This window comes from Microcystis sp. T1-4, assembly GCF_000297435.1.
In the GTDB taxonomy this organism is placed as follows: Bacteria; Cyanobacteriota; Cyanobacteriia; order Cyanobacteriales; family Microcystaceae; genus Microcystis.
The window spans coordinates 13,650-30,358 of the sequence record NZ_CAIP01000414.1 but is presented as its reverse complement, the minus strand read 5'-3'; the positions used below and the strand labels follow the sequence as shown (position 1 = coordinate 30,358).

Annotated in this window: 22 protein-coding genes; 8 read left to right on the top strand and 14 right to left on the bottom strand. The window is 40.8% G+C overall.

Annotated elements, in window-relative coordinates:
• From MICAI_RS20030 to remA, 3 genes are all read right to left on the bottom strand, one after another.
• Window positions 1–1,092: RNA-guided endonuclease InsQ/TnpB family protein (locus tag MICAI_RS20030; RefSeq protein ID WP_039900580.1), on the bottom strand; the 1,092-nt coding region annotated here is incomplete at its 3' end.
• 292 nt (window positions 1,093–1,384) lie between these two features.
• A complete protein-coding gene (gmk, locus tag MICAI_RS20025; RefSeq protein ID WP_008206461.1) occupies window positions 1,385–1,939 on the bottom strand; it encodes a guanylate kinase in 555 nt (184 codons plus the stop codon).
• A 12-nt stretch (window positions 1,940–1,951) separates the two neighbouring features.
• Window positions 1,952–2,221 carry an extracellular matrix/biofilm regulator RemA gene (remA, locus tag MICAI_RS20020; protein ID WP_002737924.1) on the bottom strand — a complete coding sequence of 90 codons (270 nt, stop codon included), beginning with the start codon at window positions 2,219–2,221 and terminating at the stop codon, window positions 1,952–1,954.
• Between the two features lie 516 nt (window positions 2,222–2,737).
• On the opposite strand from remA, the gene MICAI_RS20015 reads away from it, so the two are divergent.
• Together MICAI_RS20015 and psbV are read left to right on the top strand one after the other, a co-directional pair.
• The gene (locus MICAI_RS20015; protein ID WP_004268575.1) at window positions 2,738–2,944 is read left to right on the top strand and encodes a hypothetical protein; all 207 of its coding nucleotides are present in this window, start codon (window positions 2,738–2,740) and stop codon (window positions 2,942–2,944) included.
• A gap of 128 nt (window positions 2,945–3,072) precedes the next feature.
• The gene (gene psbV, locus MICAI_RS20010) at window positions 3,073–3,558 is read left to right on the top strand and encodes a photosystem II cytochrome c-550 (RefSeq protein WP_008206456.1); all 486 of its coding nucleotides are present in this window, start codon (window positions 3,073–3,075) and stop codon (window positions 3,556–3,558) included.
• Between the two features lie 446 nt (window positions 3,559–4,004).
• On the opposite strand, the gene MICAI_RS20000 is transcribed toward psbV, so the two are convergent.
• The 10 genes from MICAI_RS20000 to MICAI_RS19965 form a co-directional block, all read right to left on the bottom strand.
• The gene (locus MICAI_RS20000; RefSeq protein WP_008206452.1) at window positions 4,005–4,214 is read right to left on the bottom strand and encodes a type II toxin-antitoxin system HicB family antitoxin; all 210 of its coding nucleotides are present in this window, start codon (window positions 4,212–4,214) and stop codon (window positions 4,005–4,007) included.
• Between the two features lie 151 nt (window positions 4,215–4,365).
• Window positions 4,366–4,503, bottom strand: a complete 138-nt coding sequence (locus MICAI_RS24555) for a type II toxin-antitoxin system YoeB family toxin (RefSeq protein ID WP_008206443.1) — start codon at window positions 4,501–4,503, stop codon at window positions 4,366–4,368.
• 75 nt (window positions 4,504–4,578) lie between these two features.
• A complete protein-coding gene (locus MICAI_RS25485; RefSeq protein ID WP_008206442.1) occupies window positions 4,579–4,743 on the bottom strand; it encodes a hypothetical protein in 165 nt (54 codons plus the stop codon).
• Window positions 4,740–4,991 (bottom strand): type II toxin-antitoxin system Phd/YefM family antitoxin, encoded by a 252-nt coding sequence (locus tag MICAI_RS19990; protein WP_002763538.1) that lies wholly within the window; start codon window positions 4,989–4,991, stop codon window positions 4,740–4,742. The genes MICAI_RS25485 and MICAI_RS19990 overlap by 4 nt, the downstream gene beginning before the upstream one ends.
• A 133-nt stretch (window positions 4,992–5,124) precedes the next feature.
• Window positions 5,125–5,421: a DUF4926 domain-containing protein gene (locus tag MICAI_RS19985; protein WP_002763537.1), complete on the bottom strand. Its 297-nt coding sequence runs from the start codon at window positions 5,419–5,421 to the stop codon at window positions 5,125–5,127.
• Window positions 5,422–5,439: 18 nt separating this feature from the next.
• Window positions 5,440–5,778 carry a DUF6883 domain-containing protein gene (locus MICAI_RS19980; protein WP_008206433.1) on the bottom strand — a complete coding sequence of 113 codons (339 nt, stop codon included), beginning with the start codon at window positions 5,776–5,778 and terminating at the stop codon, window positions 5,440–5,442.
• Window positions 5,779–6,068: 290 nt separating this feature from the next.
• Window positions 6,069–7,463, bottom strand: a complete 1,395-nt coding sequence (locus MICAI_RS19975) for a tetratricopeptide repeat protein (protein ID WP_008206429.1) — start codon at window positions 7,461–7,463, stop codon at window positions 6,069–6,071.
• The gene (locus tag MICAI_RS26595; RefSeq protein WP_008206427.1) at window positions 7,447–7,614 is read right to left on the bottom strand and encodes a hypothetical protein; all 168 of its coding nucleotides are present in this window, start codon (window positions 7,612–7,614) and stop codon (window positions 7,447–7,449) included. Before MICAI_RS26595 ends, MICAI_RS19975 begins: the two co-directional genes overlap by 17 nt.
• A gap of 126 nt (window positions 7,615–7,740) precedes the next feature.
• A complete protein-coding gene (locus MICAI_RS19970; protein WP_008206425.1) occupies window positions 7,741–8,103 on the bottom strand; it encodes a hypothetical protein in 363 nt (120 codons plus the stop codon).
• Between the two features lie 161 nt (window positions 8,104–8,264).
• On the bottom strand, window positions 8,265–8,474 hold the full coding sequence (locus tag MICAI_RS19965) for a type II toxin-antitoxin system HicB family antitoxin (protein ID WP_008206423.1): 210 nt from the start codon (window positions 8,472–8,474) through the stop codon (window positions 8,265–8,267).
• Window positions 8,475–8,677: 203 nt separating this feature from the next.
• Between MICAI_RS19965 and MICAI_RS19960 the strand changes: the two genes are divergently transcribed.
• The 5 genes from MICAI_RS19960 (at window position 8,678) to MICAI_RS19940 (ending at window position 15,031) form a co-directional block, all read left to right on the top strand.
• Entirely contained in the window at window positions 8,678–9,970 is a 1,293-nt protein-coding gene (locus MICAI_RS19960) for a sugar ABC transporter substrate-binding protein (RefSeq protein WP_008206421.1), read from the top strand.
• A 1-nt stretch (window position 9,971) separates the two neighbouring features.
• Complete coding sequence (locus tag MICAI_RS19955; protein WP_008206420.1) at window positions 9,972–11,282, top strand: mechanosensitive ion channel family protein; 1,311 nt, start codon at window positions 9,972–9,974, stop codon at window positions 11,280–11,282.
• 348 nt (window positions 11,283–11,630) lie between these two features.
• Window positions 11,631–13,313 (top strand): alpha/beta hydrolase, encoded by a 1,683-nt coding sequence (locus tag MICAI_RS19950; RefSeq protein ID WP_008206417.1) that lies wholly within the window; start codon window positions 11,631–11,633, stop codon window positions 13,311–13,313.
• 404 nt (window positions 13,314–13,717) lie between these two features.
• The gene (locus MICAI_RS19945; RefSeq protein ID WP_008206414.1) at window positions 13,718–14,269 is read left to right on the top strand and encodes a DUF2854 domain-containing protein; all 552 of its coding nucleotides are present in this window, start codon (window positions 13,718–13,720) and stop codon (window positions 14,267–14,269) included.
• Entirely contained in the window at window positions 14,270–15,031 is a 762-nt protein-coding gene (locus tag MICAI_RS19940; protein ID WP_008206411.1) for a sulfite exporter TauE/SafE family protein, read from the top strand.
• 136 nt (window positions 15,032–15,167) lie between these two features.
• Here the strand turns inward: MICAI_RS19940 and MICAI_RS19935 are convergent, their stop codons facing one another.
• Entirely contained in the window at window positions 15,168–15,836 is a 669-nt protein-coding gene (locus MICAI_RS19935) for a hypothetical protein (protein WP_008206410.1), read from the bottom strand.
• Window positions 15,837–15,999: 163 nt separating this feature from the next.
• Between MICAI_RS19935 and MICAI_RS19930 the strand changes: the two genes are divergently transcribed.
• Entirely contained in the window at window positions 16,000–16,701 is a 702-nt protein-coding gene (locus MICAI_RS19930; protein WP_008206407.1) for a DUF3120 domain-containing protein, read from the top strand.
• Window positions 16,702–16,709: the final 8 nt, after the last annotated feature.

The following is a 16,709-nucleotide window of genomic DNA, read 5'->3' as shown; positions in this document are numbered from 1 at the left end:
ATTTATTGCTGCATTATGATCCCTATCTAAGACTGTTTGACAATTAGGACATTGATGAGTTCTAGTGCTTAAGGTTTTTTGAACTCTCGTCCCACAAACTGAACAATCTTGAGAAGTGAAATGCGGTGGTACAGCAACACAAACAATCCGATAAATCTTAGCAAAATAATTCAACCATTCAGTGAATTGATACCAAGAAGCATCGGAAATCGACTTGGCAAGCTTACGGTTTTTGACTAAGTTTCTTACCTTTAAAGCTTCATAGACTACCAGATCATTAGACTGGACTAACGCCAAAGCGTCTTTAATTGCTTTGTCTTTACGTTGTCTTGATACTTTAAGATGAAGCTTGGCTACCTTTACCCGTTGCTTATGATAGTTTTTAGACTGTTTCTTTCCTTTACGGAATTTCTTAGATAATCGTCGTTGTGCTTTTTGAAGTCGTTTTTCTGACTTTCTTAAATAACGTGGATTCTCTACAGTATTACCTTGAGCATCGGTATAAAATTCCTTTAACCCTAAGTCAATTCCTGTTATTTGTCCCGTCGGTTTATGGTATTCTTGCCGTTCTACGTCAATCAGAAACTGGCAATAATAACCGTTAGCACGTCTAACAACTCTTACCCGTCTAATCTGTTGTTCTGAATAATAAACTAAGGTTTTTTGACTACACCATAAATCAAATTCTCCTGCTTTAAAGCCATCGGTAAATCTGATTTTACGTCGATTATCAGATAGTTTGTAGCCCGTTAGTTTATACTCAACGGAACGGCTATGCTTTTTGAACCGAGGAAACCCCTTTTTTCCCGGTATCTTGGCATGACAATTCTGGTAAAACCGATTAATTGATTGCCAGGCTCTATCAGAAGCCGATTGACGTGCTTGTGAGTTTAATTTATTAACCCAAGGTGTCTCTTTATTGTTAGCTAGTACCGAGCAAAGTTTTTGGAGATCATTGCGGGTTGTACCCTTATGATCCATCCAATAACGAACACAAGAGTTACGCACAAACTGAGAAGTTTTGATAGCTTCATCAAGCCGGTGATATTGCTCTAGTGTCCCGTTTTTTAGCTTTGCTTCTACGACTAGCATCTAACAATTCTCGACCATTGGTTAAGTAGATTATAACACAGTTTGTCCACAGATGGTGGAATTAAACCGATGCTCCGTTGCTGACCCTTCGACTTCGCTCAGGGTCATTGATATTCTGGTCGGATTTCATCCCCCGCAAAGGTGAGTATCTTATCGAAAAATGTAGCGGGGGTATTCATCCGATATTTTAGGTAACTTAGGGAATGGGGGATAAGGATTAGGGGAAGTGGGGAAGTGGGGAATTTCAACTAAAACCCTAAAACCCCAAAACCTAACACCTAAACCCCAACAGCTAACGGCTAAAAATAATCTTCTCGATGGCATCTAGGGCGGTTTCTAGGTCATCGTTGACGATTTGATCGGGGAATTCCTCGCTGGCGGCTAATTCTTCTTGGGCGCGCTCCAGACGACGGGCGATCGCTGTTTCGGCATCTTTGCCCCGGCCGCGCAAACGACGTTCTAATTCCTCGAAACTAGGGGGTAGGATAAAGATTCTCCTCGCTTCGGGGAAGCTTTCACAGACCTGTCTGGCTCCCTCCAATTCGATTTCTAGAATGACGGTCTGGCCCGCCGCTAATTGAGCGGCGATCGCTGATTGGGGTGTCCCATAGTAGTTGCCCGCGTATTCGGCCGATTCTAGAAATTCTCCAGCCGCCATTTTCTCCTCGAAACTGGGACGGTCGAGAAAATAGTAATCTTGGCCCTCAATTTCACCCGGTCGAGGTGGGCGCGTAGTGGCGGATACGGACAGGTAGAGGTTAGGGAAACGAGTTAGTAAATGCCGGACTAGCGTACCCTTGCCCACACCGCTAGGGCCGGTAATGACAATTAATTGACCGGGTTGCATGGGGTTAATAACCTAGTTGCTACTATTAACAGGGGCTTCCTTGTTGACCACGAAACGGTGAGCCACGGTTTCTGGTTGAATGGCCGACAGCACCACATGACTAGAATCGGTGATGATCACCGCACGAGTCCGTCTTCCGTAGGTAGCATCGATTAAACAGCCTTTATCCCGAGCATCACTGATGATGCGTTTGATCGGAGCCGATTCTGGGCTAACGATGGCGATAACCCGATTAGCGGAAACAATATTACCGAAGCCGATGTTGATCAGTTGTATATCCATAAGTTAACAAAGGTGTAGTCCTTTGTACAAAAGAGTGTGGAGGTATGATTACAATGTTATCGAGAAAGATTTAGCCTTACAAGGCTAAAAATAACATTCTTAATCACATTTTAGTATTTTTTCAGGTTTTTTGCGATTTTAATTAAATTTGTTTACACGAGTCTCTATCTTAGGGAATAAAAAGGCGAAAGTCGGTCAAATTAGGGAATTTTGGGGGTGTGGGGTGATGGGGAAGTGGGATGTAGGGTGTAGGGTGTAGGGTGATGGGGAAGTGGGGTGTGGGGTGTGGGGTGTGGGGTGTGGGGTGATGGGAGCTTTTTTCAGTGTTGCCAAAGGCACGGCGTAGCCGTCCAGTAAACAGTAAACAGTAAACAGTAATCAGTGAACTGAAAACTCACATCTGATCACTGATAACTGATCACTGATAACTGATCACTGTTAAGAATGTCCCCGGCAATGGCATGATAATTATGGTAACTAATAAGTATTCTCTATCCTTGGTGGGTGCGTCAGACTATGGGTTTTGCTGATCTATCGATCGCTGATATTGCGGCAGAGTACGATCTGGCCGATGAATCTGTGTTGTCACTTTGCGACCAATTAGGCATCTCCTATAAAGATCGGCAGACTAATCTCGCCCTAGAAGATGCTAAAGCAATTATCTCACTGATTTTATCCAAACGATCGGGAGTAACCGCCTCGAAAACGGAAACGTCCCCTTGACTTTATTCCCAACTGGGATCTTCTCGGTGTCCGTGATCACTTAGAATCGATCGACACCCTCCCATCGGAGAAAATTTTTTAGTCACCTTAAAATCCCCCCTCTTGGAACAATTGCGAGTAGGAGAACAATGATCAAACGTTTGATTGTGGCAGCGATCGCTGTAGTCTTTTTTGTATTACAATTCAATCTTAACGGCGCTAGTGCCTTAGAACTCGATGAAGAAACCCTCACCATCACCCTCAATGATGCCGGGGAATCGGTGACTTTGACTTCGGAACAAGCGACGGAAGGACAGAAACTTTTTATCGCCAATTGTACTAAGTGCCACCTGCAAGGTAAAACCAAAACCAATAATAATGTCAGTTTGGGTCTGGCCGATCTGGCAAAAGCGGAACCCCCCAGAGATAATCTGTTAGCATTGATTGATTATCTAGAACATCCCACCAGCTACGATGGCGAAGATGATCTAAGCGAGTTCCATCCCAATGTTAGCCGTCCGGAAATCTTCCCAGAATTACGCAATCTGACGGAAGATGATGTGTATAACGTCGCCGCTTATCTGTTGGTTGCTCCCCGTCTAGACGAGCGTTGGGGTGGGACAATTTACTTCTAAATTGCCCTCCATATATCCCTCGATCCCTCTAGATTTCTAGGGGGATTTTTGATTGGACAGCAAATAGTTGTAATACTAAATCCGTTGAATAGACCTCTGGCAAAAGTCTTAAGTCGATCCTTGTACAGCAACATTTTTGAAGATTATCAACTACTAATAAATAATTAACTGAAAGTCCCTCCCATTATTTTTTCTATCGTTTGTTTTCGGATTTATGCAAGAGGTCTAATGTGTTGTAATAGTTTGGGTTCTTGCATGAGTTCGCTGGTTTCAGCTAAGGATTCCCATTCTTCTTGAGTGATGAGAATATAACTGCGATTTTCACGAACGATCACTACTCCATCGGGTTCTTTTGAAGTTTATTTTGGCTTTTCCGAGATCATAGTATAAAATGTTCTATGAACGGTTAAATACTAGGAGATATTACTGAACTGAGAATATTTGGGCTATGCGGAAATAGCCCGGAGAGGTGGGAGAGATTTGCCTCGTGCAGTGTAGTCTTCGATAAGGAGATCTAGAACTTCAAGGGCATTTTGTAGAGCTGCATGGTAGGTTTCACCATGAGTATGAGCATAGGGGCCAAATTCAGGGAGGTGGGCGATAAATTTGTTGTCTTCTTCTGACCATTGAATAAAAATACTATAGTGATAATTCATGGGTTGTCTCCTTGATTGAATTTGGCTAGTTCCTGAAGTGCATTTCTTCCGTCTTTTTCTTGGTAGTGATCGGCATCACTACTATTTTTGCCTAACAGGATCAAGCTATATTATAAACGGGGATGAATTCAGTGGTTATGACCGCTATTACCTAATCTCCATAGTGTGTTTTGGTACGAATAATCAGAATAGTTTTATCGTCTTCATAAATTTCATAAAGCAGACGATCTTTTCGATTTAGGCGATAGGAATAAAAGCCTTCTAAATCGCCTTTTAAGTAGGTAGGCACAATTATTTGTAGGATGGGTTAGCGGTAGCGTAACCCATGCGGGCGTTGGGTTTCATGCTTCAACCCAACCTACGTTCATTTTATATTTAATTCCACCCACCTACTTAAGGATTTGCCAATATAGGGATTAATTGCAATTATGTTAGTTAAAATTTCTTGAAGTTTGACTTTCTGTTTTTGGGTGAGTTCGTCGGTATCTTTTCGCGCTTGTTTAGAAAAGACAATTGTGTAGGTTGTCATCCAAATACTTGTTCCATTGTGAGGGTTTCTCCTGCGGCATATTCTCGTCGTGCTGATGCAATATGTTGTAATAGTTTGGGATCTTGCATGAGTTCGGAGGTTTCAGCTAAGGATTCCCATTCTTCTTGAGTAATGAGAATATAACTGCGATTTTCACGAACGATCACTACTCCATCGGGTTCTTTTTCAGTGCGATCGCAGAGTTCTTCTAGGTTGGCTTTGGCGTAATCAACGGTAACTTGATACATAAATCGCTTACGGTTTGTGGGGATTAGTCTTATAATAAAGCAAAAATTGCTTGTTGGCTGACGTTTTCATTATTTATTTTGGGCTTTTCAGTTCTGATCGAGAAGAAGGCGATATGACAACTTTAGTAATGATCTAAGCCGTAACTTGCATAATCTCTTTAGCGGGAACAGCTAACACTAATTGATTAGGATAAACAATTTCTACGCCAATTGTCTCCATAAATGCTTCTTTTTCTGCTTGAGTGGCTGAGACAAAATTTCCTTGTTCATCATATTTAACCCAATTCCCAAATAATTCTACTAGATAAGCCTCCCCATTTTTCAGAACTTCTACAATTGCTCCAACTGTACCGATAGGCGCAATTCCACCATCGGTTAAGGGAATATCTTCCGTTAGTTGAATATCATCAAATAATTTAAACTTACTCATTTTTATTACTCTAAACTTTTATTGATTGAAACTAGAAGGTACTGCTGTGACAAATCTCACCACATCTTCTCCTGCCAGGATAATCCAAACAGTACGAATTTGATGTAATTTACCGGAATATCCCCTGATTTTAACATAAGCACGATAGCGCTCACCATACTCTGTTGTATCTTGTTTTTGTAATATTTCGAGAGATACTGTCTCTAGTATAGCTTCTCGAATCGCTTCAGGATTATCAAATCCGATAACTTCACGCCAAAACTTACGTTTATCTCCACCAACGCCTGCTTTAGTGGTGTGGTTGAGCAGATAGTTAGCCTTAGATAAGGGAAATTCAAATTGAGTCGCTGAAATCATTTATGTCTAAACCAAAAAACCCTCGAAGCAATATTTTCCTGAGATGACGATTATAGCGTGCCATGGCGAGGGGGATATACTTGTATCGCATAAAATCATAATTCTCAGCCTTGCTTGCGATATTTTTCTAGTAGGTGTTTTTGATAAGTTGTCGGTTCTGACTGAGAGGAAGGCGATAGTTATTGCACTTCTTTAACCCAATTTTTCCAAGCACTATTCATGGTTTGAGTTTCATTTTCTTTAAGTAGTTGCTGTTTGATGTTCATGTTTTTTATGCTTCAAAAAAGTGGCTAATTTTGTCTTAGGTCACGCAGAATTTCGACCGTTTCGGGGGAAAAGCGTTGGCTTAATTCCTCATCAGGAAGTTGGGATAGCATCAGATTATAATTATTTTTTGCTTTTTCAGTGTTAGGGTGATTTTCGCCTAGTGTAGCTATCAAAATAGCAATCGCTCTTTGATAGAGAGGTTCGGCTTCTGCGTATTTCCCTTGAGACTGATAAAGAATCGCCAGACTGTTGAGACTGTTGGCCACATGAGGATGCTCTGCTCCTAATTGCTTTTCCCGAATCGCCAGCGCTCTTTGATAAAGAGGTTCTGCTTCTGCATATTTCCCTTGAGAGGCATAAAGTTCCGCCAGACCATTGAGAACGGTTGCCACATGAGGATGCTCTGCTCCTAATAGCTTTTCCATCATCCCCAGCGATTGTAAAAAGAGAGGTTCTGCTTCTGTGTATTTCCCTTGAGCGAGATAAAGTTCCGCCAGATTGTTGAGACTGGTTGCTAGATGAGGATGCTCGGCTCCTAATAGCTGTTCCATCATCCCCAGCGATCGCTCATAGAGCGGTTCTGCTTCTGTATATTTCCCCTGAACGTGATAAAGAGCCGCCAGATTGTTGAGACTGGTCGCCACATCAGGATGCTCTTTTCCTAATTGCTTTTCCCGAATCTCCAGCACTCTTTGATAAAGAGGTTCTGCTTCTGCATATTTCCCCTGATCTTGATAAAGACTCGCCAGATTGTTGAGATTAGAAGCAACACTAGGATTATTGCCACCAAATAACTCTTCATGGATTTTTAATCCTTGGAAAAATAGAGATTCTGCTTGAGCAAAATCGCCTTGATATTTATAAGAAATACCTAAATTGCTCAGAGCATTTGCTTCTGATTTTTTATCGCCAATTTGTTGGGCAATTTCTAATTGTTTTTTAAAATATTCAATTGCTTGCTGATATTGTCCTAAAGATTGATAAGTAATCCCCAGATTTCCGCAAGCATTTGCTAGGGCAAGAATATCGCCGATATCCTGAGCAATTGCTAATTGTTCTTGAAGATGTGTAATTGCTTCTTGATACTGCCCTAAAGACTGATAAGCCGCTCCCAAATTACCTAAAGTATTCGCCAGCGAATACCGATCATTAGTTTCTCTAATAATTACTAATTGTTGCTGAAGATATTGTACTGCTTCTCTATATTGACCCCAAGATTGATAAATCATTGCTAACCGGCCAAGTGCAAAAACCTCAGATTGTTTATCACCAATATCTTGAGCTTTTTTAAAAAGCTTTTGATAGATTTTAGGATTATGTTTTTTGGGCGCAATCTGATCAAAATTCTCAGAATTTAACTCTGTTTCAGAATTACTAGCCTGAGCCGAATTAGTTTGATTTTTATGAATCTGAATCATCATCATCCTCCAATAAATTTAAAACTTGATCAAATTGTGATTCTGCGGATTGAATTTCCTGAATCCATTCTGATAATTGTTTAACTGTTATATTAACTTTCCCCTCCTGTTGACGTGCATCTCCCTTAAGTTTGTAGAAAATTGCTTTCAATTTACATAGACTTTCAATGCCGTAATCAAGATTAGAAAGAGAAGTCGAAATAGACTTGGAACTCTCACTCGTTGTATCTAAGTTAGCAGGGTTTTGTTTAACCTGCTCCCCTACAGGCGGCTGTAGTCAAAAATTATTAATTTGTTTATCAATATTAATATCCCGATTAGCAAAGTTAAGAATTTTTTCTAAGTCAGTAAACTGATTAATAACGTAAGGATTAGATTGATTTTCTTTAACCACTTGTTCTGCAACTTTTTGTATTTCTGGATCTTCTAGTAAAGTCGCCATTACCTCAATCGTTTCAGGTAACAAAGCAGGATTTTGATTGGCCGATTCCAACTTTTTTAAAGTATCAGGAGACTTCGCTACGATTAAATTTTTCAGTTTTTCAAGGGAACCATCTAAGACAAGCTCCCCCACACGGGCCAACGCTCCCCCTAAAATAATCGTGACTCCTGTAGCCAATGACATCAAAAAAGATTCCATGATACAACTCCTTGCTAGTAAGTTTTAGACGTAAGCCTTACGCCTCTAACGGTTTAGGGGATTACTCTCATAATAAAGCAAAAATTACTTATTGGCTGACGTTTTCATCATTTATTTCGGGGTTGTCGGTTCTGACTGAAATGTAATAGAGGATATTTGAGCTATGGGGAAATAGCCTGGGGATGTGGGAGAGATTTGCCCCGTGCAGTGTAGTCTTCGATAAGGAGATCTAGAACTTCAAGGGCATTTTGTAGGGCTGCATTGTAGGTTTCACCATCGGTAGGAGTATAGGGTCTAAACTCAGGGAGATGGGCGATAAATTTTGGGTCTTCATCTGACCATTGAATGGTGATGCTGTAGTGATGGGTCATGGGGTGTTTTCCTCGTCTAGATTTTATAGTTATTGCAGGGCGTTTTGGACTAATTCTATTATGGCAGCCGATAGTAACTGGGGTTGTTGCTAGACTGGTGGCTCTTGACAAAAAATCATGTTAATTATTTTTCTGATGAGGATTATTATTCACCTTTTCATGTATCATGAATATATGGCAAGATTTTTGAAGGATCACGAGCGATGCAATTTCTAAGGCTCAGAGTTAAAACTGTTTGGAGAAGTAAAAAAATAAGGGGAATTATATCGCTCCTATTGCTTTTTATCCTGATGCCAATTTTTCTTTATGCCTGTTTTAGTGATCTCCCTAATCAATCATCGGAGCAACTGCAAGGAACTCTCTCGGTTTGGTATCCAGAAGAGGGAAATTTAACTGAAATACTAGGTCTGGGTTTGCAAGAGTTTGAAAAATTAAATCCGCAAGTGACAATTCTCGAACAAGCTATTCCTATCGATGAGATACCAGAACGTTTTTTTAAACAATCTCAAAGCGGATTAGGTGCTAGTGTTATTCTAATTTTTTCGAGAAATATACCCAGATTAGTATCCGAAGGGATACTGGAGGAAATTGACCAGAAAAATCTAGATTTATCTATTTATTATCCCCCGACCGTGAAACAAGTTAGCTATCAAGGAAAAATCTATGGCATTCCCTTGGGTTCTCGTACCAATGTACTCTGTTATAATCAAAAAAAATTACAATTTAGTCCCGATCCGCTGCTGAAGCAACCTCCCACCAGTTTGGAGGGATTAGTGGAACGTGCGCGCAAAGGCTATTCTGTGGGGATAGTTTCCTCTTTTGAAGATACTTTTTGGGGAATGGCAATTTTTGGCGGCTATTTGTGGGATGATCAGGGTAGGCTGCAACCTCGCTTGGATGGTTGGGCAAAATGGCTAGAATGGCTAAAATTTGCCTCGTCACAGCCTAATTTTATCCTCAATCGTCAACGGGAATTACTCCATGATGCCTTTGCTGGAGGCCGCTTAACCTATTATGTGTGTAATTCTATTGAAATTGCCGATTTAAAAAATAGCCTCCAAGATGATCTCAGAGTCGCTTTACTTCCCCAAGAAACTCAAGGTAAAGCAGCACCAATTCTCTATACACGGGTGATGGTATTTAATCGCAATAATAGTGATAATGAAAATCGTTTGGGATTGGCTCTAGGAAAATTTCTCACTAATCCCGAACAACAATTACAAGCAATCATCCAAACCGAAAGTTTTATTCCCACTAATCGACGGGTGCAGATCGAAGGAAAATTACTACCGATCGAATCGGTATTATTACAACAATCTCAAAATGTTGTGGCAGTTCCTCTGGATGATTGGGAAAAATCGAATCAAATTTTAGAAGAAGGAGAATTTTGGTATGAAAGAGCGATTGCTGGTGAAATATCTTCCTCAGCAGCGGCCGAAAAACTGACACTTTATATTCAATCAGAGCTTGATCAAGAAGTCGGGAAAACAAATTAATATGAACAATAATATCCCCTCTCTTTCGGAAATAATTGCTAATCAATTATTATTTTTAGGACGCAGAAATGTTCAAAATCAATTAACGACTATTTTTCTTTCCTTAATTGTTGCTTGGTTATTATCAAAATGGTTATGGTCTTACTTAGAAAAAAGATTTCCTCACGTTACCAGTTTGATCCATAGTAAGGAAAAGTTAACCCTCCGTCAATATTTTGCTATCCTGATACAGTTTCTTAATTTTCCAGTTATTAGCCTGATTTTACTTAACCTAAATTATCTGATTTTTTTCGGTCAAAACTGGACAAGAGGAATGATTAGTTTATCCATAAAATTAATGTGGTTTTATTTAGTTTATCGTGGTTTATTAGCTGGATTATACGCCAGGTTCTCCGTCAAGACAATTAAATATTATCATTGGCGGCTTTTAGCACCTTTATTGGTATTATTCCTCCTGAAAACGATTATTAGTTTCTACAATAATATTAAGGAAATTGCTCAAGTATCTCCCTTTAATTTATTTAATAGTCCGATCACATTGAGAAGCATATTTATTTTGATAATAGCTCCCTATTTTCTGGTAATTATTGTTATTCTTATAGAGAGTATAATTCTGAGTATTACTAATTTAAATCAGCAAGCTAGTCGCGGTGAAATTGAAGCAACTTTACTGTTAGGACGTTATTTTTTCATTGTCTTAGGTTTTATTCTCATCTTGGGTTATGTGGGAGTTAATGCAACAGCAATAGCGGCAATTACTGGCGGTTTATCGGTGGGTATTGGTTTCGGTATGCAGCAAGTGGTCAGTAATTTTATTAGCGGTATTTTACTATTATTTGAAAAAGTTCTCAAACCCGGTGATATAATTAATATTGAAGGACAGACTTCTCAGGTAAAAAAGTTAGGTATTCGAGCCACAACAGTGCAAATCCTTACAGACAATTCCGAAAAAATTATTCCCAATCAAAAGTTTTTTACTGAGGATGTCACCACCTATACGGGTAGTGATAACTTGATTTATTGTTCAATTGTTATCGGAGTTGGTTATAATTCCAACGCACCACAGGTGATGAGTTTATTGCTAGACATTGCCGATCAACATCCTCACATACTTAAAAACCCGCAACCAGTAGCTTTTTTTCTTAATTTTGATCATTCTAGTTTAAACTTTGAATTAAAGTTCTGGTTGGATGATGTTAACAGGAAAAAGCGAGTAATTAGTGATGTTAATTGTGTTATTCTTGATAGGTTTACTCAACAGGGTATCGAGATTCCCTTCCCGCAGCAAGATATTCACATTCGCAATAATTAGCAATTTATCCCAGTCAAAAAACCTATCTGATTATTTTCATCTCAAAATATATCACTTTCACTTATTAAATTACTGTACTTATGATTATTTTTTAATGGTTTACATCTTGACATAAAAACAATTTTAATTTACAATCAGTCCTAGATAGTATATTGACAAATCCCCAATAATCTAGAACCAAAATCTTCCAGATTATTCTATGCTTTTAACAGGAAAATATCGAGGTTTTACTCATGATTTTTTATTCTAATTTACCTAGCAATTTATAAATGTTTGTTGGCTATAGAAATCACTCACTTTACCACTTTTTTCTTTTAATTGTTGTCATCTAACCTAACTCAACATCCCATGATTATCTCCCAGTTACAAAATCGTTTTCCTAGAAATAATCCCAGCCGTCGGCTGCGCGCTTTCCTCCTAGGTCTTTTCGCTGCGGGTATGACCGCTTTACCCCTAAAAGCCGCCGAAGAAATTGAATTTGTCTATACTCCCCTCGTCTTTTCCGTATCGGTAGCATCCCTAGAAACCTTTGCTAAAGAAGGAAAAATCGATGCTAATTTAAAAAGATTTCTGGCCAGAGCAACTCCCGAAGCAAGAGACAAATTTCGTGAGGCTTTATTAACAAAGATTGACATCAATCCTGTTTTACTATCCCGTTTTTTTAATAGTGTGATGGGTGCTGATATGCTCTCTCGTTTGGGTAAAGGCATCACCATTGAAGGGGGAATTAATGGTAAATATGCCCTGCGGGGTGCGATTGTTAGTGCCGCTTTCGAGCCGGGAGGATTAACCCTTTTAAATGTGCTGAAAAAATTCCCCAATAATATTCAGTTACAGGGGGAAGAAATCCTCGGATTAGCTAAAACCATCGATTATGCGGTTTATGTGGCGGAACTATTTATTAAAGATATGCGCCTCTGGACGGCTGAGGAAGCCGCTGTCGTTAAACCACCGATTAATTATACCAGTTTACCCGATCTGCGTCAGCGCGGTAGCTTTCAGGTAAAAAAAGAAGTTTGGAACCTAACCGATAGCAGTCGCAATCGCAGTTTATATGTGGATGTTTATATCCCGCAAACTTTCCGAGAAGGCAAAACACCTGTAATTATTTTTTCCCACGGATTAGCCTCACGACCGGAAGATTATGCCCAAGCAATTGAACATCTAGCTTCCTACGGATTTTTAGTAGCGGCACCGCAACACCCCGGCAGTGATACCCAATACCTACAAGGAATGTTAGGGGGGTATTATCGCAATATTTTTGATGGCAATGAGTTTATTAATCGACCCAAAGATATTAGCTTTGTCATCGATGAATTAGCCAGACGAAATGCTAGTCAATTTCAAGGTAAACTTGACCTCACTAATGTGGGAGTAGCGGGTCATTCCTTTGGAGGTTATACATCTCTAGCTGTTGCCGGCGCACAAATTGATTTTGATAATCTCGCCCAAGATTGTAATCGTCCTTACTCCGGGATTAATATCGCTATTTTACTGGAATGTCGCGCCCTGGAATTGCCTAGACAGGTCTATAATTTTCGCGATGAACGAGTCACGGCTGTCTTTGCAGCTAATCCCGTTAACCGCAGTATTTTTGGAGAAAAAGGTTTAAGTAAAATCTCGATTCCTGTCCTCTTGGGTTCCGGAAGTTATGACCCAGCAGCTAATCCGATTTTTGAACAGGCCATTCCTTTTACTTGGTTAAAAACCCCGGATAAATATCTGGCCATGGTCGAGGGACAAGCTCATGTAAATTTTACAGAATTGGATGCAGGAATGCAAAAAACCCTGGAGTCTGTGGTCAATATCACTTTACCCGATCAAAATTTAATCGAGGATTATGCGGGGGCTTTATTGGTGGCTTTTTTTGAAGTTTATATTGCCGATAATGAGAAGTTTCGTCCTTTTCTTCTGTCTAGTTATGCAGAATATCTCAGTCAGGGACAAAAGTTTAAATTAGACTTTATCACTGCCGCTTCTGACCAGAAATTATCTCAATTAATTGAGAAATTGCGAGTACATCGGCAATAGGCAATAGTAAAACTTAGGGTGCGTTAGACGGCAAAAATTCCTGACGCACCACCTAAGTAGGTAGGCACAATTATTTGTAGGATGGGTTAGCGGTAGCGTAACCCATGCGGGCGTTGGGTTTCATGCTTCAACCCAACCTACGTTTATTTTATATTTAATTCCACCCACCTACTTATCATCAACTAAGTAGCTAAAATACAAAGAACCAGAAGCCTGTGCCACTATCTAACAATTAATTCAGATTACTTACTTATTAAGTGGCAAGTTCGCCGCTTTCTTTTCACTGATGACTGATGACTGTTTACTGATAACTGAAAAATCTCCCCACTGCCCCTCTGCCAAAAAGATTCTTTTGAGTTGTATAATCTCTAAAGGATTAGCGTACTCAAGAAAAAAATTATTTCATGCTCAGAAAAATTAGACTATCATACTTTGGCTTAATTTTAGGCAGTATTTTAACGGTTATCGGGATTATCGGTTATGCCCAAGGTAACGCCACGGTCAATTTAGCGGGGTTTTTCTACGGATTACCGTTATTATTGGGAGGTTTAGCCCTAAAAGCTTCAGAAATCAAACCTATCCCCTTTAGTCAACCCACTAGCCCCGAAATCTTGCAATTGCGCCAACAACAGGCTACCGTCACCCAAACCAAACTTCGCAACGATGTCACCCGCTATCGCTACGGACAGGAAGTGCATCTGGATGAAGCTCTAGAAAAGCTGGGATTAAGCCCCACGGACGAGGAAAGACCCACTTTAGTGGCAATTCGTGAAACTGCTGTTGATTCCGCCTATTGTCTCACCCTAGAATTTGAATCGCCCCTTTTACCCCTAGAAAAGTGGCTGGCAAAACAGGAGAAAATCGAAAGATACTTTGGCCCAGGAATTAGAGCCGAAATTAAGCAAGTTGACGAGGAAAAAATTGATTTAGCCCTAATTACTGTCCCTAACGCCTAAATGCTCACGCCTATTCAGTATGGCTTCTTGGCAATCGCTGCGGTGGCTGCCGGCTTAATTAATGCTCTTGCCGGTGGCGGTAGTCTGATTACTTTTCCGACGCTGATGGCGGTGGGAATCCCACCGGTAATGGCAAATGTGACTAATACCGTCGCTTTATGCCCTGGTTATCTGGGGGCAACCCTCGCCCAAAAAAAAGACCTGCACGGGCAACAAAAACGGATTCGGTTATTACTACCATCGGCAGTTATTGGCGGCATTATCGGTGGTATTTTGCTGTTAAATAGCAGTGATCAAGTATTTGATCGCCTGATTCCTTTTCTGATTCTTTTAGCGGCGGCTTTATTGGCTTTTCAAGATACTTTACGCTCTTGGTTGCAGCGGCGACAGGGGGACAAGAATGGTCATATACCAGAAATTTTAGCGGTTTTACCCATCGCTCTCGCTTCAATTTATGGTGGTTATTTTGGAGCGGGCTTAGGTGTGATCGAGTTGGCAATTTTGGGCTTATTTCTCAAGGACAATCTCACGAGATTAAATGCTTTAAAACAGGTGCTTTCTTTGGTGGTTAACGTGGCGGCGGCTGGGTTTTTCCTCTTTTCTAATCAGGTGTATTGGTCGGCGGCGATAGTGGTAGCAATTGGCTCTTTAATCGGGGGTTTATTGGGGGGAAAACTAGCTAGAATTATCTCTCCTAGTTATCTGCGTCAGACCGTGGTAATTCTGAGTATTATTATCGCTATATTTTATTGGCTTCGTTAATAAAGTGTTGGTTAATAAGGTGTTTTATTGATGGAGATTGATAGATTTTTTCCTAGTTCTAAAGTCTGTTCTAATTGTCTCTATCTTCAGCTTGAGTTCAGAAGACCCGATAATCCCACCCAGCGGCTAGTTCATCCTAAAAAGATTGTCCCACTTCTAAGACTTTCGTTTGGCCGTTGCGAGACAAAATAACCTGTTGACTACCAACTTCCACTAAAGTCCAACCGTTGATAAATTCCCCGGGAGAAATACGCTTCGTTATCCCCTGATTATCAAATAAAGCTGAAGATTGATCGCCTAAATCCATCACCCCCACTAGGGTATTTTTCACCTGATTATTGGTAGGAATAACCGCGGCTGTCTGCCGATGCACTTGCGGGGCAGCTGGCAATGGTGGCGCGGAAATGTCGGGATTTGCGGGGGTAAGTGGGGCAATTTTGGCAGCCGTTTCAGGGGTTTGGGGATGAACGGGAACGTAAATTCTTTCTATTATCCTAGGACTATTATTCACCGGTAAATTAGCGGGGGGTGGTGGTGGAACTGTGGCTACCGGAGAAGGGTTATTTTGGGGATCAGGATCAGGATCGGGGGAGGAAGTTTGACCTTGGCGATCAATAATAGCAAGGGATGATTGCAGATAGGCGATAAATTTTTGATCTTCCCGGTAAATCGTGCCATTTTGAGAGATAGGGGCGTTTTTTTGACTGATTAGCCATGCCACCACCCAACCTAGATAGACGCAAGCAATGACAAAAATCACTTTATCTAGGGGCATTCTGGGATTTTCTTGATCGCCCGCCGCCATATTTTTTTCACTCCTCGATCGCTGCTGTCGTTTCGATTCTAACAGGATAGCGCATTGCCAAAAACAATTTTTTAATTTACCAAAATCCCCCTAGGGGGGATATAGTAGAGAGAGAATGATGTATCTTGATATAAGTAAAGTTTTGTAACAATTCTGAAATCCTTTGCTCAACTCTACCCTAGTCCCCGCCAATCCCGATCGCCTGAAACCCCTAGTCCCTAACTGGGAAAAATGTCAATCCGTCTTTTGGACAGCAGCATTTCTGGTATCAGTCCCCGTGTTCCTGCAAGCACCCCTAGTGCGCTACTATCCCGAAATTAGTCTAGGTTTAACCGTTTTCTGGGTGGGGTTAGGGATTTGGCTGCTCAAACAAGCAAAAATCAGTCTTTGGGGAGATTTACTTTTGGGCTTTAGTTGGAGTTGGTTAGCAGGTTCTCTGTACTGGGGTTGGTGGCGTTGGCAACCTTTGATCCATCTTCCCATGGAAGCGATCGGGCTGCCCTTTGCTCTCTGGGGATTATACAAAGGTCGCGGCAAAGTCGGTAATCTTTTCTATCTGGGTTCTTTGTTAGGAACCGCCATCACCGATGTATATTTCTATCTAACGGGACTAATTCCCTACTGGCGACAACTAATGACCGTGGAACTAGACCCCAACCTAGTAGCGCCGATATTTCATAACGCCTTGGCCCAAATTCAGACCCCCTGGGGTATCAGTTGGGCGATCGTGCTGCTCAACCTGCTCCTGGCGATCGGTATCTATCCTTTGCAAAAACGGGTCTGCCATTGGTGGGCATTTAGCGGGGCCGTATTAAGTACAATTTTAGTCGATGGTTTATTTTGGATTACCGCTTCTCTGGCCTAAGGGTTTTC